Source organism: Methylomusa anaerophila (genome assembly GCF_003966895.1).
GTDB classification, from domain to species: Bacteria; Bacillota; Negativicutes; order Sporomusales; family Sporomusaceae; genus Methylomusa; species Methylomusa anaerophila.
This window is the reverse complement of the sequence record NZ_AP018449.1, coordinates 3,903,341-3,928,211: the sequence shown is the minus strand read 5'-3', so window position 1 is coordinate 3,928,211 and position 24,871 is coordinate 3,903,341. Positions and strand designations below refer to the sequence as shown.

Here is a 24,871-nt window from a genome sequence, read left to right as displayed (position 1 = left end):
TTCAATGCGTTCCATATAGTCAGAAAAAAAGAAGCCTTGACGGCTTCTATGCTTCTATCTTTTACTCTTCGTCTTCAAACATCATTTCTTCATAGGCTTGGCGAACTTGCTCAAATTCCTCATCCGTTGGGTCTACATATACTTCTTCCCCATCCTCTAAGTCAATTCGGGCGATGAAAACATCTGTTTCTTCCGCTTCACCGCAGCAATCGCATCCTTCATCATGGCATCCGCAATTACCATCTTCATCAACTTCGATTGGCACTAAAATGGCATATTTTTTTTCGCCAATTGGTATGATCATTTCTTCGTGATAGTAGTATTCGTTTCCATCCTCATCGGTCATAACAATAACTGGTTCTCCATCCATATCCACAACGTCATCTTTTTCCATATCAGCCATTCTGCTCACCTCTTTTTTCAACTGCGAAACTGTATTGTAATTGTATACTAGAAAACTTATCCTGTCAAGGAAACGGATGTAAATTTTTGTAAACCCTAATTATTTGGATAAACTATCTAAATATCCTTGTAAAATAAACACCGCTGCCATTTTGTCAATAACCTGGCGGCGCTTAGCCCGGCTTACATCTGCAGCTATTAGTGACTTTTCAGCGGCAATCGTAGATAACCGCTCATCCCAAAGCCTAATATTAATTTGGGGAACAAAGGCGGACAATTGTTCAGCAAATTGTTCCACCAGCTCGCCCTGGGGGCCAACAGTTCCATTCATATTTTTGGGCAAGCCGATGATGATAAGACGTATCTCAAACTGTTCAATCAGTGTCCGCAGGCGAGTAAAATCTTTTTTAATTCCTGCTCGCCGAATAACCTCCACTCCTTGCGCAGTCAATTTCAATTCATCACTTACTGCCACACCAATTGTTTTGTCACCTACGTCAAGAGCTAGTATACGCATATTGCCCCCCGTCTATGATACAACTAAATTATTTTCAAACAAAAATTAGGACACGCCGCCCCGCAATAGCCGCACAAAATGCAACGCTGAGCATTCACATTTACTTTTTCATCATTTATATAAAGAGCCGATGCCGGGCATCTTTGCAAACACGTTCCACACCCCGCACACCCTTCCTCAACTATCAGGTGTCGTTGTTTTGCAGATACTTTATCAGACAGCTCCCTGCTTACAGGTTTGCCGGAAAAAATAGCTGTGTTTAACAATACTTCTTCCCTGGATTGCATGCCGACAGCAACAGACGCAACCCCTTGTTGCGCAAGAACCCAATTGAAGGATTCAAGGGCTGAGCCGCATAAATGTCCGCCGCCGAGAGCTTTCATGGCATAAATTCCTTTTCCCATAGCAGCTGCGGCATGGATGGCTGTCAGCATATCAACGACATTTCCGTCTGCAATTCCAATACCACGCATGTTTAGTATTGGATGGATAACATCAATTTGTTCCATAGCAGCGGCAGCCTGAACTACTTCGACAGCATGAGTGGATACGCCTACCGCTTTTACAAGTCCTGCCGATTTTGCGTTAAGCAAAAATTGTAAAGCATCTCTGTGCCCTTTTAATGTTAGGCGGGAGCTTTGTTCGTGAAGTAAAAAAATATCAATAAAGTTCCGGTTGAGTTCCCTGCAAGCCGTTTCGACGCTTTCCCGCATACCCTCATATGTATAAGCATATGACTTCGATGCAATAACGACATGAGGCTGATTCGTCCTTGCCAACGCTTCGCGTATATATGGATAAGTTCCATATAATTCCGCAGTATCAATAAAATTAACCCCTGCATCAAGTGCGGCCTTTATTACTGCGGCTCCTTCCGATAAAGACAGCTTTGATTGCAGGGGACCAATCGTAAGAGCACCAAAACATAGGCGAGATACCTTAAGACCTGTACAACCCAGTTCGCAATAATTCATTATTTGTCTTTCAAATAAGCGCGCACCAGTTCTTCAATAATCTCGTCGCGTTCAAGTTTTCGGATAAGAGAACGCGCATTGTTGTGACTGGTGATATAGGTAGGATCACCGGATAAAAGATATCCAACCAATTGATTAATTGGATTGTATCCCTTTTCTTGCAAGGACTGGTAAACGGTAGTGAGAATTACTTCAGCCGCATTGGTCTCTTCGTTATTTACTTTAAACATCATCGTTTCTTGGGATGTATTGGTCATGAAGCCTCCTCCTCCCCTTTATTATCTGCAAAATAATAATGTATATATTCTATTCTCGACTATTTTTTCCTGTCTATGAGAGAATAATCAAAAATAAAATTATGCGGGCAGGTAAGGCGGCTGCCTCCACTATTTAACTTGAGACTGGATTGCTAGCTCAGCTACTCTTAGCGCATCACCTATTTTCTCCGGTAATTTGCCGCCTGCCTGAGCCATATCCGGTCTGCCGCCGCCGCCGCCGCCGGCAGCTTTGGCAGCTTCTTTGACAATATTGCCGGCATGAATGCCCTTTTGAACAGTATCACCGGTAGCCATAACGACAAAGTTAACTTTATCGCCGAAGACAGCAGCAAGTACTACGACACCGGAGGATAAACGGTCCCGAATCATATCCCCCATACTACGAAGATTTTCCATATCAGACGCGGCCACTTGTCCAATCACTGCCGGAATGCCGCTGATGTTTTTTACTCCTGCTACTAAATCCTGCACTTCATTTTTAGCAAGCTTGGTTGTCAACATCGCAACTTCTTTCTCAAGTTCCCTGACACGTCCGTTTACTGCTTCCATACGAATTATTAGTTCTTCAGGACGGGTTTTCAGTATTTGAGCGGCTTCACTTAAAATTCGCTCCTGAGTTTTTATATATTCATGAGCGCCATAACCGGTAACTGCTTCGATCCGGCGTACACCGGAGCCGATACCCGCCTCACTAATGATTTTTAATAATCCAATTTCGGCAGTAGCTCCTACATGAGTGCCGCCACATAATTCCCGGCTGAATTCGTCTATTATGATAACACGCACGCGTTCGCCGTATTTCTCACCAAACAGAGCCATGGCCCCCATTTCTTTTGCAAGATCTTGAGTAGTTTCAATTACACCTACACTACTGTTGGCAAGAATAACGTCATTTACTATCTTTTCCACTTCTTCCAGCTGTGGACCTGTTACAGCGGCAAAATGAGTAAAATCAAAGCGTAATTTTTCAGCGTCAACAAGGGATCCGGCTTGGTTAACATGTTTACCTAACACTTGTTTTAATGCAGCATGAAGTAAATGGGTAGCAGTATGATTGCGGGCAATATGGCGACGTCTTGCAATGTCAACTGCCAATTGTACCGTTTCGCCTGTCTTAAATGATCCTTCTACGATCTGACTAAGGTGGTAAATGGTGCCATCGGGTAGTTTTTTAGTATTCAGTACGTCCATCCTGCCTAGAGAACCGGCAATTGCCCCTATGTCACCGACTTGGCCGCCGCCTTCGGCATAAAACGAAGTCACATCCAGAATTACCGCTACTTCTTCTCCATCCAAAGCTTCCGTTACAACTTTCCCATTCTTAAGAAGCAGCACGATTCTGGCGACAGTAGCATTTTCGTCATATGATAATTTAGATAATTCATCTATAACCAGACCTGATAAATCAGGAATAATAACTTTTTCATCAGTTTCCAGCCGGGCGGCGCGAGCCCGTTCTCGCTGTTCGCTCATTGCGACGTCAAAACCGCGCCTGTCTATTTCGAAATTATGCTCGCTAAGTATTTCCTGGGTTAATTCCCAAGGAAAACCGTAGGTATCATAAAGTTTAAAGGCTACTACCCCATCCAGTACCTTGATATTGCTTTGAATTAATTCTTCGATGTGCTTGTTAAGCAGTTCCATTCCTTGGATTAGAGTTGCCTGGAAGCGCTCCTCCTCTAATTGAATGACTTTCTTTATATATGCTATTTTCTCTGCAATCTCCGGGTATGGTTCAGCAAATATGTTAGCAGCAATGTCTACAATACCAACCAAAAAGGGCTTTTCAATACCCATCATTCGTCCGTGGCGAACAGCTCGACGCAATATACGCCGTAATACATAGCCGCGTCCTTCGTTGGCCGGCAAAACGCCGTCAGCTATCATGACAGTCATACTCCGAGCATGATCAGCAATAACCTTTAACGACACGTCGGTCTTGGCAGCTTCTCCGTAATGCACTCCTGCAATCCGGCAGGCATGCTCGATGACAGGAAAGAGCAAGTCAGTCTCAAAGTTTGAAGCTTTATTTTGTAAAACAGAAGCTATGCGTTCGAGACCCGCTCCGGTATCAATGTTTTTCTTAACAAGAGGAGTATAATTTCCTGCCTCGTCACGATCAAATTGAGTAAACACCAAATTCCAAATTTCCAAATACCGGTCACAATCACAGCCGACGGCGCAATCGGGTTTACCGCATCCACGGTCTTCCCCTAGATCAAAGTAAACTTCAGAACAAGGTCCGCAGGGACCAGGTCCGATCTCCCAAAAGTTATCTTCCATGCGGATGATACGCTCAGCAGCAATATTGATATCTTTATTCCAAATTTCAAACGCTTCGTCGTCACTGGTATGTATGGTTATCCATAACTTTTCTTTCGGTAATTCAAGATGTTCAGTTAAATACTCCCATGCCCAGGCAATTGCTTCTTTTTTGAAGTAATCACCAAAAGAAAAGTTACCCAGCATTTCGAAAAAAGTATGATGACGGGCCGTACGCCCCACATTTTCGATATCGCCTGTACGTACACACTTTTGACTGGTAGTAATCCTGGGGTGAGGCGGTTTCATTTTGCCGGTAAAAAAAGGTTTGAAAGGTGCCATTCCCGCGCCGATAAGCAGTAAGGACGGATCGTTATCGGGTATTAAAGAATGGCTGGGTTCCACAAGATGGTCTTTGCTGGCAAAAAACTGCAGGAAACTTTTACGCAGTTCATTTCCGGTCATTTTTTTCAAAGTTGATCAACTCCCAATATACACAAATAAAGCCCATTATTCCGGAATTATAAGCGCCATCTGGCCATCTGCGATGACGATTTCTAATCAGACCCTCATGCCAATATATTGGCGCCGCAAGGAATGAAAATGGAGAACGCTTTACCACAGAGGCACAGAGGGCGCAGAGAAACGCAGAGGGATTAATTATTTATGTTTTTTCAACGCTCTTCGTTATCCTTTCTCTGTGGCCCTCTGTGTCCTCGGTGTCTCTGCGGTTCCGGTTCCTTTGTCTTAGGACGTTTTAGTTTTCAGGATAGTTCGTGGCAATGCCGACCTGCATAGTTACTTGGAATTATACATAATTTATTAGACAGTGTCAATATTAGGTGGAAATTGCAATCTTGTCCCCTTTGTTTCAGACAAGAAGTTTAATACAGTGTTTAATGATCACTTTCGCCACTGCTGCCAGCGGCACACCCAACAGCATTCCGATTAAACCCCAGAGTTCACCGCCTGCAAACAGAAAGAAAATAACTGATAATGGATGCAGGCCAACACTTTCTCCTAATATTTTTGGTCCAATAATGGTTCCTTCTAACTGATGTATAACCAAAAACAAAAGCGCTACTTTTACGGCAAGCCAGGGAGATTCCAGCAAAGCAATGGTAACCGCAGGCGTTGCGCCAATAACAGCCCCAAAGTAGGGTATTATATCCAGGAGACCGGCTAATATACCAATTAGTAGTGCAAAAGGGACTTTAAGAAAATACAAACCACTGCTTACCAATATCCCAACAATGATTGCCACTGTAATTTGTCCGCGGATTACCCCATTTAAAACTTTATCTATATCTTTGGCGATCAAGACGGTTTCATGCCGCCAATGACCTGGCAGCATAGTTAGTAATTGTTCTCTTATCTCTCGCCAGTCATGTAATAGATAAAATGCAAGAATGGGGGTAATTGCCAATCCCACGGAATGACTCATCAAGTTTACAATTCCATTGGCAACATCCGTAATTACCAATTGAATATCACGTTCAAATGACATAAGTGAGTTATCGATTGCCACTCGCATCGAATATGGCAAGGCAGAATTTTGATACTGGTTTTGCAGCAAATATATTAGTTCCTCACTCTTCGACATAATTTGCGGAAGATCTCTGGCGAAACTTTCCAGATCTTTCATTAGTAACGGAACTAACCAACTTCCTCCTAAAACCAGGACAGCAAATAAAATTATATAAATAAATATTATTGCCAACAAACGGGAAAATCCTTTTTGTTCCAGATAACAAACGGCAGGGTTTAAGAGATATGTCAGCAACAAAGCTAATATAAAAGGATATAAACCGGATCGTACCAGCCACAAAAAGTATAGCGCCGCTAAAACCAGGCCAATAACAAAAGATAATCGTACGGCTTTTTTCGTATCGACCATGCACTACACCTCCTAAGTTCCCAATAATATTTTGGTATATAAAAGACTTGGCTTCCGCTAAGCGAAACTAGCGGAAGCCTAAGTCGCAATTTCCGGCTTGATACTAATCCATTTTTTTCATTAACCGCTTACGGGCGCGGCGTGCACCGCGCATAAGGTCGCGAGTAGTATCAGTAACTGCCGCCGCGCTTCGTTCCAATAGCGGTTTTCTTTTCGCTTTCGCCTTGGGACCTATGATGGCGCCGAGTGCAGTTGCTACAAGACTACCCCAAATCAATCCTTGCCAAAATTTACTGCGCATCATATCACCCCTTTTGTACCTCTAAATTAGCAGTATTTTGCAAAGGATCGCCATATAGCGTCAGAGTGCCGTCCATTTCAACATTAAAAATTTTAATATCGTTTTCACCCAGCGTGAACTCTACACAGCAATCCCAGCAATAATACTGGCCGGCACCGACTTTTCCTATCCCCCGTTGTCCGCAAACCGGACAGGTTATCATACATAACACCTCTTGTTGTGGTTGAGTCAGGAATGTAATAATTTCGCCATAGTTTCAGGTACAATCAGTTTGTCCTGACCAATAACCTGCGCCTGAGGCAGCGGCATAAGTTTGCGCCCGAAAAGTAAATCAGAGAATAACCCGTCCGATACTTCATATGTTGTAATTTCACCTGTTGTCTCATTAAAAGCGATATCAACAAGAATGCCTAATTGTACTCCGCTTTCGGTATAAATCTGCTTATTACACAGGTCGTAGGGAAAATGAAGTACCTGAGGCCGGGAATCGCACCTTAACCTTCCAACCACATTGCTGTCACGAACCAATATGGCGTCTCGTCCAATCCGATACAAGTCTTCAAACATAATGCCTTGGTCATAAGTGAACCACTTACTGCCTGTGACCATAATTCCAAGTATAACGGCTTGTTCCAGTTCAACCAATATTTCTTGAACTTCAGCAATCTGTATGCCGGTCTCCAGAACTAATACCGGCAACCCCAGCAAATCCATTAATTTGGGCATTTTTGGCCTCCCAAATAGATTCATCATTATTATTGCCATAATCCAAGTTTTTTATAATCGTTTAATAATCACACCGCCGCCAACAACTATATCCCCATCATAAAATACTATCGACTGGCCGGGAGTTATCGCCCGTTGCGGCAATGAAAATTTAACCCGCACTTTATCTGTCTCATGGGAAAGTGGGATTATCATTGCTTCGGCAGCCTCGGCACTATAACGGATTTTAGCTGTAACCTGAAGACAATCCGTTGGGCTATCGACGGTAATAAAGTTTAGATCGTTGGCAATAAGTTCATCGGCAAAAATGTCGTGGTTATCGCCAACAATAACTTTATTGCGTTCATCATCCAAAGCCACAACATAAACTGGTCTTCCCATAGCCAGCCCCAGTCCCTTTCTCTGCCCCACTGTATATAACTGCAGTCCTTGGTGGGTTCCGAGAATGCGCCCGGAAGTGTCGACTATGTTTCCCGGCTTTAAAGACGCCGGAATCCTGTTTTTTAAAAATGCTTTGTAATCGTTGTCAGGAACAAAGCAAATTTCCTGGCTGTCAGGTTTATCAGCAACAGGCAATCCCATTTCTTTTGCCATTCTGCGGGTTTCAATTTTAGTATACTCACCAAGTGGCATTAAAAAATGGCTTAAGGTATATTGGTTAAGATGATATAAGGCATAGGACTGATCCTTTAATTTATCAATACCTTTGCATAAAATATATCGCCTGCGAGTTTCATCATACGAAATTCGCGCATAGTGACCGGTTGCAACATATTCAGCGCCCAGCGCCAATGCTTTTTGCAGCAATCCCTCAAATTTCACGTAACGGTTGCAAGCGATGCAGGGATTGGGGGTCTTGCCTGCGGAATATTCCCGGATAAAATATTCTACCACCGTTGCCTGAAACATCTCGCGGAAATTCAATACGTAATAGGGTATTCCCAACTTATCCGCTACCCGCCTGGCATCATCCACTGCCGCCGAAGAACAGCAGCCTCGATCCTTTGAATCGTCATGCCCGCCGTCTTTTTCCCATATTTGCATGGTTGCCCCAACAACATCATAACCTTGACGAACAAGAAGGGCGGCAGTTAATGAACTGTCCACCCCTCCACTCATGGCTACAACCACTCTTGGTTTTTCGCCCACGAAAAAATCACTTTCCCTTTTTCTTAATATAGTCTTTAATTGCCTCCTGCAGCGCGTCAGCGGCCAAATTCGAACAGTGCATTTTGACAGGCGGCAAGCCGCCCAATGCTTCCGCTACCGCTTGATTGGAGATCTCCAGGGCCTCATTTAGCGTTTTTCCTTTAACCATTTCGGTTACCATGCTACTGGTCGCTATTGCAGCGCCACAACCGAAGGTTTTAAATTTTACATCAGTAATGACATCGTTCTCGTCAACTTTTAAATAGATTCTCATAATATCGCCACATTTAGCGTTGCCAACTTCACCAATGCCGTTGGCATCGGCTATTTCTCCGACGTTACGAGGATTAGTGAAATGATCCATAACTTTTTCAGTATACATATATATTCTCCCCTCATTAATGTTGAGCAATTTGGTGGTTGCAAAGATTACAAGGATTGGATGCCAGAGTTTCTGTATTTTGGCCGTACAATGGCGACATGCTGCGCAGTCGTTCTAAAATTTCAGGGAGCACTTCCAGGAAGTAATCAGCTTCTTCCGCAGTATTGCCCCGGCCCAGAGTAACTCTCAGCGATCCGTGAGCAACCTCGTGGCTTAATCCCATTGCCAGAAGGACATGAGAAGGATCCAAGGATCCTGAAGTACAAGCAGACCCACTGGAGGCAGCTATACCCTTTAAATCAAGGTTGAGCAGTAAGGATTCCCCCTCGACATATAAGAAGCTAAAGTTTACGTTACCAGGCAATCTCATAGTTGGATGACCGTTTAATTTCACATGGGGTATCTTTTCCATTACTTCGGCAATCAATTTATCTCTCAAGCCGGTAATGTGTTTAATTTTTATATCCATGTCGCGCTGAGCAATTTCCGCAGCTTTTCCCAGTCCAACGATACCGGGAACGTTTTCCGTACCTGCCCGCATATTGCGCTCATGTGCGCCACCATGCTGAATTTCTTCAATTCTAACTCCCCTACGGATGTACAAAGCGCCCACGCCCTTGCCGGCATGGAACTTATGGCCCGATAAAGACAATAAGTCGATATTCATTTCTTTCACATCAATAGGATAATTGCCTACTGCCTGTACAGCATCAGTATGGAAATAAATGCCTTTGTCTTTAGCAATTTGCCCTATTTCCTTAATGGGCTGAATAGTGCCAACTTCATTATTGGCAAACATGATACTGATTAGTATAGTTTTATCCGTTATTGCATTTTTCAGGTCTTCCAGGCGAATCATGGCATTCTCGTCAACAGGTAAATAGGTAACGGTGAATCCATTCTTTTCTAAATATTCACAGGTGTGTAATATTGCGTGGTGTTCAATTGCCGTTGTAATAATGTGATTGCCCTTTTTGCGGTTGGCATACGCTACTCCCTTGATCGCCCAATTGTCCCCTTCCGTACCACCGCTGGTAAAAAATATTTCATTTGACTGAGCACCAATTAATTTTGCCACCTGTTCCCGAGCTTCCTCAACCGCCTTTTTGGCTTCCCGTCCAAAACTGTGAATACTGGAAGCATTGCCAAACTTTTCGGTCATATATTCCAACATGGTGTTAGCAACTTCCTGATCAACAGGGGTGGTTGCCGAGTGGTCAAAATAAATACGTTTTACACTCATTGTTTACTCATCTCCTTGTCCTTTGTCTTGTTTGCACAAATCAGCGAGAGATATTGAATTCAGAACGCTGTTGATACTATCCCGCACCTTGGCCCAAACATCACGCGTAACGCAGATATTTGCCCGCTTACAGTAGGTATTCCCAACCGCATCGGTAAGTAAACAATCTACTGGAACAATAGGACCTTCCATGATGCGGACAATGTCACCAACAGAAATATCAGCTGGATTCTTGGTTAACGAATACCCTCCTTGCGCTCCGCGAACACTCTTTACATAGCCGGCGTTACGTAGTGTTCCCATTAACTGTTCCAAATAATGTTCAGAAATTCCTTGACGTTGGGCCACACTTTTTAAAGAGATTGGACCTCGTCCATAGTGCAATGCCAAATCATACATAGCTGCAACGCCATATCGTCCTTTTGTCGATAATTTCACGTTAATCTCTCCGCTTTTCCGAGTATTACGATTGGAATTCTTCAATATAAATATAGCAAAGTCTGGCCAAAATGTCAAAAGAAATCAATGGGTTTTTTATTATTATTTTTTCCGGCGTAAAGCCTGAAGCCTTTCCCGCAATATAGCTTCATAACCATGCTGGGTAGGCTGATAATAGGATTTATTTGCTATCTTATCAGGTAAATATTGTTGTTCAACATAGCTATTGGGATAACTGTGGGGATAAAGATATTCCTTCCCGTGGCCAAATTGTTTTGCTCCTTTGTAACTTGAGTCTCTGAGGTGAAGCGGTACTTCGCCGCAGTCTGTCCGGCGCACGTCTTCGATTGCCGTATCAATGGCAGTATATGACGCATTGCTTTTTGGCGCCGTTGCAATATAAGTCACTGCTTGCGCAAGCAAAATCCTGGCTTCAGGCATGCCGACAAATTGGACTCCCTGGGCGGCCGCGGTAGCTATGACTAAGGCCTGTGGATCGGCGTTGCCCACATCTTCGGCAGCACATATAACAATTCTGCGGGCTATAAACTTAACGTCTTCGCCTGCGACAATCATACGGGCCAGGTAATGCAGCGCCGCATCCGGATCCGATCCCCGCATGCTTTTAATAAATGCCGATACTACATCGTAATGATTATCCCCTTGTTTATCGTAGACCTGTATTTTTTCACCAGCGACGGCCGCGACAATTTCAGGTGTGAGAATATTATCAGGGCCCAGCATCAAGGCCGTTTGCTCCAATATATTAAGGGCAACTCTGGCATCACCACCGGAAATTTCGGCTATGGTCATTAACGTTGCATCATCATATTTAATGTTGCTTGAGCCAAGCCCTCGTTCCGGGTCATTGATAGCCTGGAATAATATTTTGATGATTGCATCTCTAGCCAGCTTTTGCAGGCGAACTATTCTCGTTCTTGATAAAAGCGGCGAGTTAACCTCGAAATAGGGATTTTCTGTTGTAGCGCCGATCAAAGTAACTGTTCCGTTTTCTACATGCGGCAGAAGCGCATCTTGCTGGCTCTTGTTAAAGCGGTGAATTTCATCTATAAATAAAATCGTGTGTCCCTGATGCAAGCGCAGGCGTTCGCGGGCGGATTCCACGATTTTACGAATATCGGCAATACCAGCGGTAACGGCATTTAATTTTTCAAATCTTGCTCCGGTTGTCTTGGCAATAATAAGCGCTAAAGTCGTTTTACCTGTTCCCGGCGGTCCAAACAAAATAATTGAAGGCAGGTTGTCATTCTCAATTGCCCTTCGCAAAAAAGTCCCGGGGTTAAGCATATGCTCTTGGCCGATAAATTCTTCCAGGCTCCTGGGACGCATACGAACTGCAAGCGGCGAAGTCCGGAAGTTTTTATTATTATTGTCTTCGCCAAAAAGGTTGGTATTGAACAAATCCACTCTATCACCCTTTTAATGAATTAGCTATTCAATAACATTCTAACATTCTTTCCATGAGACTGAAAATCCTTGTAAAAAATATAGCTATCCAATATCCAACTTATCAACTGCCACGAACTGCTTAGAAATCGTCAGATGCTAGGCGTGACGAGGACCGGAACGGAGGCGTACTGGGTGGTACGTTGGAGTGAGGACCGCAGGAACAACGACGCAGATGGCGGTTTCTAAGCAGTTCCCAACTTAAGGTGAATAGCTCAAAAAATAAACACTAACGTTTTACGTCAGTGTAAAAATAATCCCCACCATGCCGTAGGCCCGTGTTTTGAACCTGCCCTCGGCAGGTGGGTGCCCGCCTGATTATTTTGTGTTACCCCCAGGCACAGAGGCTTACACGCCATAGTCAGAGACAAGCTCCCTTAGTAAATGTGTTGGCTCAAAACATTAGGCTTTACACGCACACAGCAGGGCTAACTACCTGTTATATTTTCGGTTTAATATTATCAAAATAAGCAGAGATTTGCAAGCGGAGAATAAGCGGAATATTATGGGATTGACTTCATTTTACTTAAATGTCTATTTTTTGCTCAAAACTTCAGCCTTAATAAATAATTCTTTTAACTGCCGCGGTGAAACTTCCGACGGAGCTTGCGTCATAACATCAGATGCACTCTGGGTTTTCGGGAAGGCGATAACATCCCGCAAAGAAGAGCGTTTGGCCATCAACATAATCAGACGATCAAGGCCAAAAGCAATACCGCCATGGGGTGGAGTACCATATTCAAATGCTTCCAGCAGAAATCCGAACTTTTCTACAGCCTCTTCCGGCGACAAGCCAATAGCGGAAAATATTTTTTCTTGCAAATCGCGGTGGTAAATTCGGATGCTGCCGCCGCCGAGTTCAATGCCGTTTAAGACCATGTCATAGGCTTTAGCTTTAATACGGTCCGGCTCGTGGCCCAAATAGAAAACATCTTCCTCCCGGGGTGAGGTAAAGGGATGATGCATGGCTACCCAGCGTTTTTCTTCTTCATCAAATTCAAACATGGGAAAATCAATTATCCACAGGAAGGATAACTTATTAGGGTCAATTAGATTCAAACGGCGGGCCATTTCCAACCGAAGCTGTCCCAAAGCCGCGGCAATAACTTTCGCCTTATCGGCAACAATGAGCAGTAAATCTCCCGTCTCTGCTGCGGTCAGTTCAGTAATTTGGTTGAGGGTTTGCTCGTTAAAGAACTTAGTTATCGGCGACTTAATGCCTTCTTTGGTGTAGCACATCCAGGCCAACCCTTTTGCTCCGTAAATGGCAGCATAGTCTACCAGGCCATCCAACTCGCGGCGGGGAATATTGGCATTGCCTTTTACATTTATAGCCCTTACCTGACCGCCATTGGCTAATACATTGTCGAATACTTTAAACCCTGAATTACGTACCGCGGCGGAAATGTCTTTAATCTCCATTTCAAAACGGAGATCGGGTTTATCTGATCCGTATTTTGCCATGGCTTCATCATAGCTAATTCTCGGGAAAGGCGTAGGCACATTAATATCAAGACTTTCTTTAAAAATATAAGCGATCATTCGCTCCATCAAAGATAGAATGTCTTCCCGGTCAATGAACGACATCTCAATATCCAGTTGAGTAAACTCCGGTTGGCGGTCAGCCCGCAAATCCTCATCACGAAAGCAGCGAGTGATTTGGAAATACCGTTCCATCCCTGCAACCATAAGCAATTGCTTGAAGATTTGGGGAGACTGTGGCAATGCATAGAACTTGCCGGGGTTGACCCGGCTAGGCACTAAATAGTCTCTGGCGCCTTCCGGCGTACTCCGGGTTAACATTGGCGTTTCAATTTCAACAAATTCGTGTTTATCGAGAAAATCCCTCATAGTTTTGGTTACCCGGTGGCGCAGCATTAAATCCCTTTGCATTTCAGGGCGACGTAAATCCAGGTACCTGTATTTCAAGCGCAAGGTCTCGTCCACGTCAATATTATCTTGGATGTAGAAAGGTGGAGTTTTGGCGGTGTTCAAGATTCTTAATTCATGGCCATAGACTTCCACTGCCCCTGTAGCCATATTGGGGTTCATTGTACTTTCGGATCTAAGTTTTACTTTACCCCGCACAGCCAGTACATACTCGTTGCGAACCGTTTCCGCTTTGTTAAAAGCGTTTAATTCAACTTCCGGTGAGAACACAATTTGTATGAATCCGGAACGGTCCCTGAGGTCAATAAAGATCAGACCGCCATGGTCTCGACGGCGTGAAACCCAGCCGCATAAAGTGACTTCCTGCCCAGCGTGCTGCTCCCGTAGAGCATTGCATGGATGGGTACGTTTTAATCCTTGTGGCAAATCAATTGATGATTCACAGCCAACTGTTTCAATTTCAGCCATTATTTCTCCATCCCCTCTTTGATCATGCGTATTATATCTTTAGAATCAGTTAATTGCTGCTCACCGGTAGCCATGTTCTTAAACATGACTTTTCCCTGGGCTATTTCATCCTCACCTATCAGGGCGACGTATTTGGCCGGATATTTATTGGCATATTTCATTTGCGCCTTTAGACTGCGTTCCATATAGTCCATATCACAGGTAACACCCTGTTCACGGAGTTTTACCAAAAGTCCAAATGCCATAGCTTGAGCCGCTCCGATAAGAGGCGCAACAAACACATCAATGGCAGTATTAACTTCAGGCAAAAGCTTTTGTTTTTCAAGAGCCAGCAGTACTCTCTCCAGGCCGATGGCAAAGCCAATACCGGGGGTAGGTTGTCCGCCGCATTCAGCAACCAGGCCGTCATATCGCCCTCCCCCGCAAACAGCGCTTTGCGCGCCAAGTGGCGGGTACTGAATTTCAAATGCGGTTTTTGTATAATAATCAAGGCCTCTAACCAAGCGAGGATTAATTATATAGTCAATTTGGGCAGCGGTTAAGAGTTGCTTTAATTGAGAAAAATGCGTGCTGCAATCTTCACACAAAGATTCTACCATATGGGGAGCATTATTGGAAATTTCAGCACATTTATCATTTTTGCAATCAAGTATACGCATGGGGTTGCGTTCAAATCTTGACTGGCAGTCCTCACATAAAAAAGATAGTTTTTCGTGAAAAAAATCTTTAAGTTGAGTCCGGTAGACCGGTCGACATTTAGGGCAGCCAACGGAATTAATGTATAGCATTAACTCATTTAATCCAAGTTTCCGAAAAAACAACACCGCCAGGCTGATAATCTCGGCATCAATTACCGGCCCCTTCGCGCCAATTGCTTCAACGCCAAACTGATGAAACTGACGGTATCTGCCTGCTTGCGGCCGATCATAGCGAAACATGGGGCCAATGTAGTACAATTTGGACGGTTGGAGGTCGGCGTAAAGCTTGTGTTCAAGGTATGATCTGACCACTGCGGCTGTGTTTTCCGGCCTGAGGGTTATGCTGCGTTTACCGCGATCAATAAACGTATACATTTCTTTTTCTACAATGTCGGTGGTTTCCCCGATTCCCCGCAAAAACAGCTCGGTGTGCTCAAATATCGGCGTTCGAATTTCCTGATACACTGACCGGTTGCATATATCACGGGCGATACTTTCGATATACCGCCAGTGGGAACTCAAGTCCGGCAATATATCTTTAGTACCGCGCGGTCCGGTAGTTAACATCCTATTCTATTCCCCTTTCAAATCGCCAAATAATCTGGTAAGCAATGTATTTCTTTCTTGCAGATAGATATTTAAGTTATTAATATATGTATTAACATCTTTGGGATTATAACAACTTTGCAGTCGCCAGTTTACCGTATTTACCGCTTTGGTTCCGGCCGCCGGTCCAATACCGATAATAGTCTGCCTCTCCTCCATGATCCGAATGTTATAAAGGCAATCGTTGCCTTTTTTGGCGTAACCTACGTTTTCCAAATTACCGGTCATATACTTTTGTCTATATAAATAATAAGGATGCATGTTCATCTTGGCCGTATAATCAGCGGCAATTGCCAGCATATTGTTTGTCGTTTCTTCATCCGGCAGGTCCACTTGGACCTTTTCCGACATAGATGACATAGATGATAATGAAGATTTTAGAAGTGACCCTCGTTTTATGGCTAACGTATGGACAGTAATGTTTTCGGGTCCCAGCCGGGAAAGCTGGTGCATGGTGTTTTCCATATCCGTTTCGCTTTCGCCCGGTAGTCCGGCGATTACATCCATATTGATTACCGGAATTTGTGTACGGCGAATTTTTTCGAACGTATCTATTATATCTTGGACGGTATGCCTGCGTCCAAGATGTTGCAAGGTTTTTTCCTGCATTGTCTGAGGATTAATACTTACCCGGGTAACGCCATAATCTCGCAAAGTTGCTATTTTTGCATCATCTAAACTGTCAGGGCGTCCTGCTTCCACTGTAAATTCAATTGTATTGGCAGAAGTATAAGCTTCTTTGGTCATGGTAAGCAAGGCAGCCAAATCATCGGCCGGAAGACTTGTGGGTGTTCCGCCGCCGATGTAGACAGTTTCTACTGACAGGCCAAATTTACTTATTAATTTAGCTGCAGCGTTAATGTCTGTCCTAACAGCTCTCATGTAGGCGGCAAGTTGTTCTTTATCTTTCGGCAGCGTATGGGCGGGAAAGGAACAGTATAAACATCGTGTGGGACAAAATGGGACACTTATGTAAAGACTAACAGCTTTTCCTAGGTCATGAACGTTTTCAACACTTAAGTATTGGCGCTGATGCCGGGCAATGCCAGTGACAAGTTTGGCTTTGTTTAAATGCAAAGCGTAATCACCCGTTAATATATCAATAATATCTTTACTGCCAAAACCTTGATCTAATAACCGGTGAACGATTTTTGTCGGCCTGACCCCACGCAAGATACCCCAAGGACTGGGGTTGATCCCGGTGATATTGCGCATGAACTCTAATACTCCACGTTTGGTTAGACGTTTAATTATGCTTATGTTGTCAACAGTTCCTTCATTTGATGCTGTTTTTGCCGATAATTCCGCCGAATGGCAATATATATTAGGTGAAATATTAAATGTATTAGACGAAAGAACGGGACTTCCAGCTGGGTCTGTTCTCCGCAAAGCCATGCTGTTATCAGCGATACTTTTATGGTAATAAATAGAAATTTTTACGGTATCTTTATCCTGATCACCATATGTTATCCCAACTTCCACTAAAACGCATTCGGGGGAGACATTATCATAAATGTTCGCTGGATGACCCGGTTCGATAGCAGTAACTTTGAACAAAGTCATCACATCATCTACCGCCGTCGTTACTTCCTTATTAGATGTTGATAAAATATAGTGCTTAATGTTCACTTTTTAAACTGCACTCCTGGCAGTGGCCGTAGAATTTTACCTGGTGATCGACAATTGTAAAATTGCTGTTTTGGGCAATTGAGTTTTCCAAATTCTCAAGTAAGTCCTCTTCAAATTCAATTACCTTACCACAGGAAAGGCAAATAAGGTGATGATGGTGATGGGGGGTACTTGTCTCATTAATCTCGTAACGGCTGCGACCGTCACCAAAATCTATTTTTTGCAAAACTTCCAGTTCACTTAAAAGTTCCAGGGTGCGATATACTGTTGCCAGGCCGATATCATTCGATTGATCCCGGACAATATTATGGATATCCTCAGCACTTAAATGCTTGTCCTGATTATCCAGAAAAATTTGTAATATGATTTGTCGTTGCGGAGTCACTTTATACTGGCGTTCCCGCAATTTTTGCCGCAAACCGGTCATGTCGATTATCATACACTGTCACCTGTCTTTACATATTATCTTCATAATTCCATAGGTGTTTCAATAATACACGCAAAAGGGCTGTGACGGGAACCGCCAAAATCATGCCGGCGATTCCAGCCAATTGTCCACCAACCAATAAACTTATAATAATAATTACAGGATGCAATTCGATGGTATGCCCCATAATATTTGGCACAACCACGTGGTTTTCAATCTGATGGATGGCGATATAAAAAATTGCAGCCTTAACAGCCAGAGCTGGAGATATGATATAAGCAAGAATAACTGCCGGTACCGCACCTATAATCGGACCAATAATCGGAATTGTTTCGGTTAATGTCGCCAGCAGTCCCAAAACTACAGGATAGTCAACTTTCAAAAGGTACAAACCGCTAAAAACAAGCAGACCCATTAAAACACTGATAAGAACCTGTCCCCGTATATAGTTGCTGATGACTGTGGCCATTTCTTCAATTATGGTGCTCACTTTATCCCGCATAGCAGAGGGAAATATCGCTACAACCCCCCCTTTAATCTCACGCCAGTCCCGGAGAAAATAATAAGTTAATACAGGGACAACAACCAATTCAACAATTTGAGAGGCAAAATTCAATACTGCATTTACCATACTGTGTAATAGGCTTACACCATAGGCGGCAGCACTGGAAAAAGCATGTTCAATCGGACCCCTGGCATTTCCAGACAGTTGAACATTACTGGCCCTTTCTCCGATTAGTGTTGTAACATTTTTTATTTTATCAATCAAAGTCGGTAAATCCACTACTAATTTATTAAATTCCTGAACGAAAGGAAACAGAACAAAAGTGACAATTACCGAAAGTATCAAACCTGCAATTACAAAAGCAATCAATATAGCTACTCCGCGGGGTATTCTATACTTTGCAGATCCTATGGGAATGCCCGCGATCTTATTAACCAATGGATTTAACACAAAAGACAGGACCATTGCCAAAATAACAGGCAGGTAAATGGAAGATACTTGACTTAGAAAGTATAATCCCGCAAGCAAAACACCGACTTTAATCCAAACTGCAGGGGATTTAGTCATCCTTATCATCCTTACCATCATCTCCCGGTATTCTGGTATTACTGGATAAACGGATTCATTTTACGTTCCCGTCCTATCGTAGTGGCAGGTCCATGGCCCGGCAACACTTTAATCTCATCCGGCAGAGTCAGCAGCTTATTTTTGATGTTTTGAATCAGCTGACTATGAGATCCTCCGGGGAAATCCGTTCTACCGACAGATTCAGCAAACAAGGTGTCACCGGCGAATAGTGTATCTTCCACAAGCAGGCATATTCCGCCCGGGGTATGTCCAGGAGTATGAATTACCTTAATTTTGCTATGACCAATCCCGATGTTGTCGCCGTCATTGAGCAGTTTGTCTGCCGGCTCACAGGTGATGCCTGCTCCAATGTATAGAGATAGATTCAACTGAGCGCTAGTCAACATATCCGCATCGTCAGCGTGAATAAGGACAGCAGCACCTGTCACGGACTTTATCCTTGAATTTGCAGCTATATGATCTGCATGGCCATGCGTATTAATAATATACTTTACATTAAGTTTTTCACGGTTTATTACGGCAATAATTTCTTCGGCATCTCCCCCCGGATCTATAACTGCTGCCTCTAAGGTATCTTCGCAGCAAAGAATGTAACAATTGGTTCCAATCTGTCCGACCTCCATTTTAAATATTTTCATATGTATTCACCAACTCCTTATTGCTAAAAAGTACGTTTGCTGTCAAGTAACATGGTAACAGGACCATGATTGGTAAGATGCACCAGCATTTCTGCTTGGAACTGTCCGCATAAAGCGTTAACCCCCATTTGACGGCAAAGCTCCGAGAATTTTTCATACAGCGCTTTCGCTTCCAATGGCGGTGCAGCGCCATCAAACCCGGGACGTCTTCCCTTGCGGCAATCCCCAAACAGGGTGAACTGGGAAATCACTAATATGTCACCCTGAACATCTTTAAGGGATAAATTCATTTTGCCCGCCTCATCAGGAAAAATGCGCAAATTAACAATTTTTTCCGCCAGATAAATGGCATCCTGCTCAGTATCCCCCTGCCCTATGCCTAAAAAAACCGTTAATCCTTGCTTAATTCCGGCAATAATCTGACCATCGACAGTCACACTGGCTTGGTCGGTCCGCTGAACTACCGCCCGCATTATCCAACCCCTCCTGTCTGCGTGGTTCGGTGCACATTATAAACATCCACAACTCGCCGCATCTTCGTCATAATGTATTCCAGTTGCAATAAGTTAGCTATATCCAAATCTATATTAATAACCACAGTTTTATTTTTCTGCACTCTGGCATTCAACGAAGTGACACTTACCTTGGAATCGGCGGTAATCATCATGATATCGGATAAAAGATTGGAGCGATCCATACCGACAATTTCAATGGATACTTTATATAAGCTATTGCCGGTCAAATCCCAACTCACTTCTATCATACGCTCATATTCTTCAGGATTATTTAGAATGTTCGGGCAGTCGGCACGATGTACCGAGACGCCTCGGCCTCTGGTTATATAACCGACAATCTCATCTCCAGGCAAAGGATTGCAACATCTGGCCAGTCGCACCATTAAGCCGGATTCGCCTTTTACCAGTATTCCATGACTGGCCTTACTCTTGGTGCGTTTAGGCTTTAATTCAGCTAAAACAGCGGAAATATCCGGCGGCGTCTCTTTTTTAATTTCTTTTTTATAGGCTTCGATAAGTTTCGTCATTACTCCATGAAGAGTGACACCACCGTACCCTAGTGCCGCCAAAAGATCATCCGCACTGGCGATATTTGTTTTTTTCGCAACTTCATGGAGCCCATCGCCCTTAATAAGTTCCCGCCAATCATAACCGAGCTTCTTGCTTTCCCGTTCGATCATTTCCTGGCCTTTGGCGATGTTTTCCTCCCGTTTTTCTTTTTTAAACCATTGTCGAATCTTGTTCCTAGTTTCGGAAGACCCGACTACATTTAACCAATCCCGGCTAGGTCCGTTACTTTGCTTGGAAGTTATGACTTCAACTATATCGCCGTTTACCAGTTTGTACTCAAGCGGTACGATTTTACCATTAACTTTCGCGCCAACACAACGATGTCCCACATCTGTATGGACACGATAAGCAAAGTCAATAGGCACCGATCCGGCGGGTAAGTCAAGCACATCACCTTTGGGAGTAAAAACAAATACCTCGTCGGCAAAAACATCTAACTTGACTGTTTCAATAAATTCTCGCGGATCGCGTATATCCTTATGCCAGTCCAGCAACTGGCGGAGCCAGGACAATTTTTGATCGAAATCTTTGCTGCCGCCTTTACCGCCTTCCTTATAACGCCAGTGAGCGGCAATGCCATATTCGGAAATCCGGTGCATCTCATACGTTCGTATTTGAATTTCGAGAGGCTGGCCGGACTGCCCGATAACCGTTGTATGTAATGACTGGTACATATTAGACTTGGGCATGGCAATATAATCCTTAAATCGCCCAGGCAATGGTTTCCAAAGAGTATGAACAATCCCGAGGGCGCCATAACAATCTTTAACGGTTTCCACAATAACTCGAATCGCGGACAAGTCATAAATTTCGCTTACGTCTTGTTTGTGGTTTTTTTTCATCTTTTTATAAATACTATAAAAATGTTTGGGACGCCCCTGTATTTCCGCTTTTATGCCAACAGCTTCCAGGCGCTCAGACATAAGCTGGATTGCGTCGGTAATGATCGCTTCTCTTTCTTTACGCTTCTGTTTAACCTGCTCTACCAGCTTGTAATAGTTGTCCGGTTCTAAAAATCGAAAAGAGAGATCTTCCAGCTCCCATTTTATACTTGAAATTCCTAAGCGGTTAGCTAATGGTGCAAATATTTCAAGGGTCTCTCTGGCAATTTCCTGCTGCTTATGGGGCGCCATGAATTTCAATGTCTGCATATTATGCAAACGATCTGCCAACTTGATTAATACGACGCGAATGTCCTTAGCCATGGCCAGAAACATCTTGCGATAGTTTTCAAGTTGTTGTTCTTCCTTGGACTTATACTCAATTCGGCTAAGTTTGGTTACTCCGTCAACAAGCATTGCAATTTCTTTGCCGAATTCTTTTTCCAACTGTTCAAGAGTAACTGTAGTGTCCTCCACTACATCATGAAGAAGGCTTGCACTTATTGTAACGGCATCAATTTGTAAATCAGCTAAAATGTGGGCTATCCCTATTGGGTGACAAATATATGCTTCGCCGGAAACCCTTAACTGACCGGTATGAGCCTGGCAGGCAAATTCATATGCTTTTACAACCAAATCAATTGGCGCATCTGGTTGATAAATTTGAATTTTATCTAATAGGCCGTCAACGTTTGGTATTCTCTCCTTTTTAGCCTCATTTTCGTTATTTTCATTATTCTCATTGCCCATGACCCACCTCAAAACTGGTGCATTTATAGTAGCGAATAGTTAGTCTGAATACTTTACCAATGACGTAATATCATAACCTGGTAATACTTGACGTCCATGTAAGAATTCAAGTTCAATAAGAAATGCAAGTCCTACGACTTTGCCGCCTAAAATTTCAACCATTTTTACCGTCGCCAAAGTAGTACCGCCGGTTGCCAGCAAATCATCCACAATGAGTACTTTGTTTCCAGGCTCAATAGCATCTTTGTGTATCTCTAAAACATCTTTTCCATACTCTAAAGAATATTCCAGACGAAGTGTCTCGGCCGGCAATTTACCAGGTTTGCGTACGGGAACAAAACCAGCTCCTAAAGCGTAGGCAACCGGTGCACCCACGGCAAAGCCTCTTGCTTCCGGACCCACCACAATATCAATATCTTTATCCTGAAATACCTTAGCCAGAGAATCAATCGCCATATGGAAAGCATTGCCGTCTTTTAGTAAAGTAGTTATATCTATAAACTGGATTCCCTCATGGGGGAAATTAGAAACAGTACGGATTTTTTCACTAAAGTCAAAACACATGTGCAACCCTCCCGGTTTGTCTTTATCCATTCACTGCGGACCTTGATTTTTATACTCGATACTCGCGGTATGTAGCCGATTCATTCAAATTAAGCTTTCGGGGCGGAACAGGCTGGAGACAAACATAATATAAGTTGTTTCTTAATTCATACTTGATCAAGTTAAGTTCCTGCAATACAGTTAGCGATAGTTCAACACTCGGCAAATCAATTATGATATTACATTGTTCCTGGAACCAATTGGTAAAAAAGCTGCTGCTCAACTTAATTGGCCGACTGTTTTGACATAATTTTTTTAGTAACAGATATATTTTTGCGATTAGGCTGCGGTCAATCGGATGAGAGCTGGGCTTTTCACTAAGGGGAGAAGCAGATTTACTTATCCGGACGTCGTGAGCCAATAGTTGTATATTTTTTTCCCCTTGCCAGACATTATATTTTGGATAAAAAACTACATCGATATTTTTGTTGCATTGAAAATCATTAATAAGTTCACCTAAGTTCCAAACGATAACATCATTGGCTTTATCATATTTCTTCACTAACAGCTTTAAATGACGCCCGGTCCGGCCAATCACCCGCTTATCCGCCAAAACTAATTCCTCACAAATAAATACAGGGTTGGGATTGCCGTAACCATGGGGAGCCAAACAGGCTAATTGTTCAACAAAAGCATCCGTAATTTCTTCAAAGGGTACAAGGGAATCAATATTTAAAATAGGGATATAATCATCAACTGTTAAAGTCTGGGAAGCAATTGCGCTCATTTGCTCTTTCAATTCACCAATTAGGGAAGCAGCTATTGTTAGCCCTGCAGCCTGATGGTGACCACCAAATTGTATTAATATATTCTGGCATTGGCTGAGAGCAGAATACATATCAAAAGCCGGAATGCTGCGGCAAGAGCCCTTGCCGATGCCATCGCGAACACTGATCATGATCACCGGACGGTAATATTTTTCTACCAAACGAGACGCGACAATACCGATGACGCCGGGATGCCATTCTTCTCCCGCGAGTACCAGCACTTTGGCTTCGGGTATATTTATACTTTTCAACTGCTCTTCCGCTTTAGCGGTAATATCTTTTTCAATGGCCTGGCGCGCAACATTCTCATCATTTAACATTATAGCCAGTTTCTCTGCTTCTTGCGCATCTTTCGTTATTAAAAGTTCTACCCCTATATTGGCATGACTAATCCTGCCAGCAGCGTTTAAACGGGGGGCGATAAGAAACCCTATGTTGCCGCTATCGATATTTTTGCCTGCCAGACCACAGACGTTAATCAATGCTGTTAAACCGACGTTGGTCGTTTTTGTAAGCTGTTGTAATCCGAGCTTGACTAATAGCCGGTTTTCACCTGTCAGCGGAACAATATCAGCGATGGTACCTAAAGCTACAATATCGACAAGCTCCAATAGCAAGTGGGTATTCCCATGATAATGCTGCCATAGTGCTTGACAAAGCTTAAAGGCAACTCCTACTCCCGCCAAGTTTTTTTCAGGATAGGTACACCCGCTCTGCTTCGGATTAATTACTGCATAGGCGGGAGGAAGCCGTAATGGCGGTTGGTGGTGATCAGTAATAATAATATCAAGTTTTTGGCGAACTCTCTCCACTTCACAAGTTGCACTTATACCACAATCCACAGTTATAACCAGTTTAGTTCCCGTATCTATCAAAGAATCCAATGCAGTTCCATTTAAGCCGTATCCCTCATTCTGACGATCGGGGATATAGTATTCTATGTCAGCTCCCAAGCGTTTAAATGTTTTACAGACAATGGCGCAGCACGTGATGCCATCCACGTCATAGTCTCCATATACTGTTATTTTTTCTTTCAGTTCAATGGCACGGACTATACGTTTTACCGCCGTCTCCATATCTTTTAACAGCAAAGGATCTGATAAATGATCTTCGCCGGCATATAAAAATTCTTTAGCTGCCGAATAGTTTTCTATACCGCGGTTAATTAGCGCTTTGGCTATAAATTCTGATATGTTCAACTCTTGACTCAACTTGCTTGCTAATTCATCTTTTACAGGAAGCAATCGCCAAGATTTCTTTACCCTGCCCATGTCATGTGATTACCTCCGAACATATCGCA

24 protein-coding genes and 1 other RNA gene are annotated in these 24,871 nt (G+C 43.4%); all 25 read right to left on the bottom strand.

Annotation, left to right across the window (positions count from 1 at the left end):
* Positions 1-61 precede the first annotated feature (61 nt).
* Entirely contained in the window at positions 62-403 is a 342-nt protein-coding gene (locus MAMMFC1_RS17770; protein ID WP_126309794.1) for a DUF1292 domain-containing protein, read from the bottom strand.
* Between the two features lie 99 nt (positions 404-502).
* Positions 503-919, bottom strand: coding sequence for a Holliday junction resolvase RuvX (gene ruvX, locus MAMMFC1_RS17765; protein WP_126309793.1), 417 nt, complete (start codon positions 917-919; stop codon positions 503-505).
* Positions 920-942: 23 nt separating this feature from the next.
* On the bottom strand, positions 943-1,893 hold the full coding sequence (locus tag MAMMFC1_RS17760; RefSeq protein ID WP_126309792.1) for an aldo/keto reductase: 951 nt from the start codon (positions 1,891-1,893) through the stop codon (positions 943-945).
* On the bottom strand, positions 1,893-2,150 hold the full coding sequence (locus tag MAMMFC1_RS17755; protein ID WP_126309791.1) for an IreB family regulatory phosphoprotein: 258 nt from the start codon (positions 2,148-2,150) through the stop codon (positions 1,893-1,895). The genes MAMMFC1_RS17760 and MAMMFC1_RS17755 overlap by 1 nt, the downstream gene beginning before the upstream one ends.
* A gap of 129 nt (positions 2,151-2,279) precedes the next feature.
* Positions 2,280-4,907, bottom strand: coding sequence for an alanine--tRNA ligase (gene alaS, locus MAMMFC1_RS17750; RefSeq protein WP_126309790.1), 2,628 nt, complete (start codon positions 4,905-4,907; stop codon positions 2,280-2,282).
* Positions 4,908-5,304: 397 nt separating this feature from the next.
* The gene (locus MAMMFC1_RS17745) at positions 5,305-6,330 is read right to left on the bottom strand and encodes an AI-2E family transporter (protein WP_126309789.1); all 1,026 of its coding nucleotides are present in this window, start codon (positions 6,328-6,330) and stop codon (positions 5,305-5,307) included.
* A 103-nt stretch (positions 6,331-6,433) separates the two neighbouring features.
* Entirely contained in the window at positions 6,434-6,634 is a 201-nt protein-coding gene (locus MAMMFC1_RS21175) for a hypothetical protein (protein ID WP_145987653.1), read from the bottom strand.
* Between the two features lies 1 nt (position 6,635).
* Positions 6,636-6,833 carry a hypothetical protein gene (locus MAMMFC1_RS17740; protein WP_126309788.1) on the bottom strand — a complete coding sequence of 66 codons (198 nt, stop codon included), beginning with the start codon at positions 6,831-6,833 and terminating at the stop codon, positions 6,636-6,638.
* A 26-nt stretch (positions 6,834-6,859) separates the two neighbouring features.
* The gene (locus MAMMFC1_RS17735; protein WP_158618812.1) at positions 6,860-7,357 is read right to left on the bottom strand and encodes a PRC-barrel domain-containing protein; all 498 of its coding nucleotides are present in this window, start codon (positions 7,355-7,357) and stop codon (positions 6,860-6,862) included.
* A gap of 51 nt (positions 7,358-7,408) precedes the next feature.
* Positions 7,409-8,506 carry a tRNA 2-thiouridine(34) synthase MnmA gene (gene mnmA / locus MAMMFC1_RS17730; RefSeq protein WP_126309786.1) on the bottom strand — a complete coding sequence of 366 codons (1,098 nt, stop codon included), beginning with the start codon at positions 8,504-8,506 and terminating at the stop codon, positions 7,409-7,411.
* A gap of 7 nt (positions 8,507-8,513) precedes the next feature.
* A complete protein-coding gene (gene nifU, locus MAMMFC1_RS17725) occupies positions 8,514-8,888 on the bottom strand; it encodes a Fe-S cluster assembly scaffold protein NifU (protein ID WP_126309785.1) in 375 nt (124 codons plus the stop codon).
* A gap of 16 nt (positions 8,889-8,904) precedes the next feature.
* Positions 8,905-10,131 carry a cysteine desulfurase NifS gene (gene nifS / locus MAMMFC1_RS17720; protein ID WP_126309784.1) on the bottom strand — a complete coding sequence of 409 codons (1,227 nt, stop codon included), beginning with the start codon at positions 10,129-10,131 and terminating at the stop codon, positions 8,905-8,907.
* Between the two features lie 3 nt (positions 10,132-10,134).
* Positions 10,135-10,569, bottom strand: a complete 435-nt coding sequence (locus MAMMFC1_RS17715; RefSeq protein WP_126309783.1) for an RrF2 family transcriptional regulator — start codon at positions 10,567-10,569, stop codon at positions 10,135-10,137.
* A 102-nt stretch (positions 10,570-10,671) separates the two neighbouring features.
* Entirely contained in the window at positions 10,672-11,997 is a 1,326-nt protein-coding gene (locus tag MAMMFC1_RS17710; RefSeq protein ID WP_416338592.1) for a replication-associated recombination protein A, read from the bottom strand.
* 292 nt (positions 11,998-12,289) lie between these two features.
* Positions 12,290-12,468, bottom strand: a non-coding RNA gene (ssrS, locus tag MAMMFC1_RS17705) — 6S RNA.
* 102 nt (positions 12,469-12,570) lie between these two features.
* On the bottom strand, positions 12,571-14,358 hold the full coding sequence (gene aspS, locus MAMMFC1_RS17700) for an aspartate--tRNA ligase (RefSeq protein WP_126310723.1): 1,788 nt from the start codon (positions 14,356-14,358) through the stop codon (positions 12,571-12,573).
* 35 nt (positions 14,359-14,393) lie between these two features.
* Complete coding sequence (hisS, locus tag MAMMFC1_RS17695) at positions 14,394-15,659, bottom strand: histidine--tRNA ligase (RefSeq protein ID WP_126309782.1); 1,266 nt, start codon at positions 15,657-15,659, stop codon at positions 14,394-14,396.
* 6 nt (positions 15,660-15,665) lie between these two features.
* Complete coding sequence (gene hemZ, locus MAMMFC1_RS17690; protein WP_232035509.1) at positions 15,666-17,327, bottom strand: coproporphyrinogen dehydrogenase HemZ; 1,662 nt, start codon at positions 17,325-17,327, stop codon at positions 15,666-15,668.
* On the bottom strand, positions 17,317-17,766 hold the full coding sequence (locus MAMMFC1_RS17685; protein ID WP_126309781.1) for a Fur family transcriptional regulator: 450 nt from the start codon (positions 17,764-17,766) through the stop codon (positions 17,317-17,319). Before MAMMFC1_RS17685 ends, hemZ begins: the two co-directional genes overlap by 11 nt.
* Positions 17,767-17,782: 16 nt before the next feature.
* A complete protein-coding gene (locus MAMMFC1_RS17680) occupies positions 17,783-18,826 on the bottom strand; it encodes an AI-2E family transporter (RefSeq protein WP_126309780.1) in 1,044 nt (347 codons plus the stop codon).
* A 38-nt stretch (positions 18,827-18,864) separates the two neighbouring features.
* The gene (locus tag MAMMFC1_RS17675) at positions 18,865-19,485 is read right to left on the bottom strand and encodes an MBL fold metallo-hydrolase (protein WP_126309779.1); all 621 of its coding nucleotides are present in this window, start codon (positions 19,483-19,485) and stop codon (positions 18,865-18,867) included.
* 23 nt (positions 19,486-19,508) lie between these two features.
* Positions 19,509-19,958, bottom strand: a complete 450-nt coding sequence (gene dtd, locus MAMMFC1_RS17670; RefSeq protein WP_126309778.1) for a D-aminoacyl-tRNA deacylase — start codon at positions 19,956-19,958, stop codon at positions 19,509-19,511.
* Positions 19,958-22,201, bottom strand: a complete 2,244-nt coding sequence (locus tag MAMMFC1_RS17665) for a RelA/SpoT family protein (protein ID WP_126309777.1) — start codon at positions 22,199-22,201, stop codon at positions 19,958-19,960. The genes dtd and MAMMFC1_RS17665 overlap by 1 nt, the downstream gene beginning before the upstream one ends.
* A gap of 39 nt (positions 22,202-22,240) precedes the next feature.
* Complete coding sequence (locus tag MAMMFC1_RS17660) at positions 22,241-22,765, bottom strand: adenine phosphoribosyltransferase (protein ID WP_126309776.1); 525 nt, start codon at positions 22,763-22,765, stop codon at positions 22,241-22,243.
* Positions 22,766-22,814: 49 nt separating this feature from the next.
* Positions 22,815-24,842, bottom strand: coding sequence for a single-stranded-DNA-specific exonuclease RecJ (gene recJ / locus MAMMFC1_RS17655; protein ID WP_126309775.1), 2,028 nt, complete (start codon positions 24,840-24,842; stop codon positions 22,815-22,817).
* Positions 24,843-24,871: the final 29 nt, after the last annotated feature.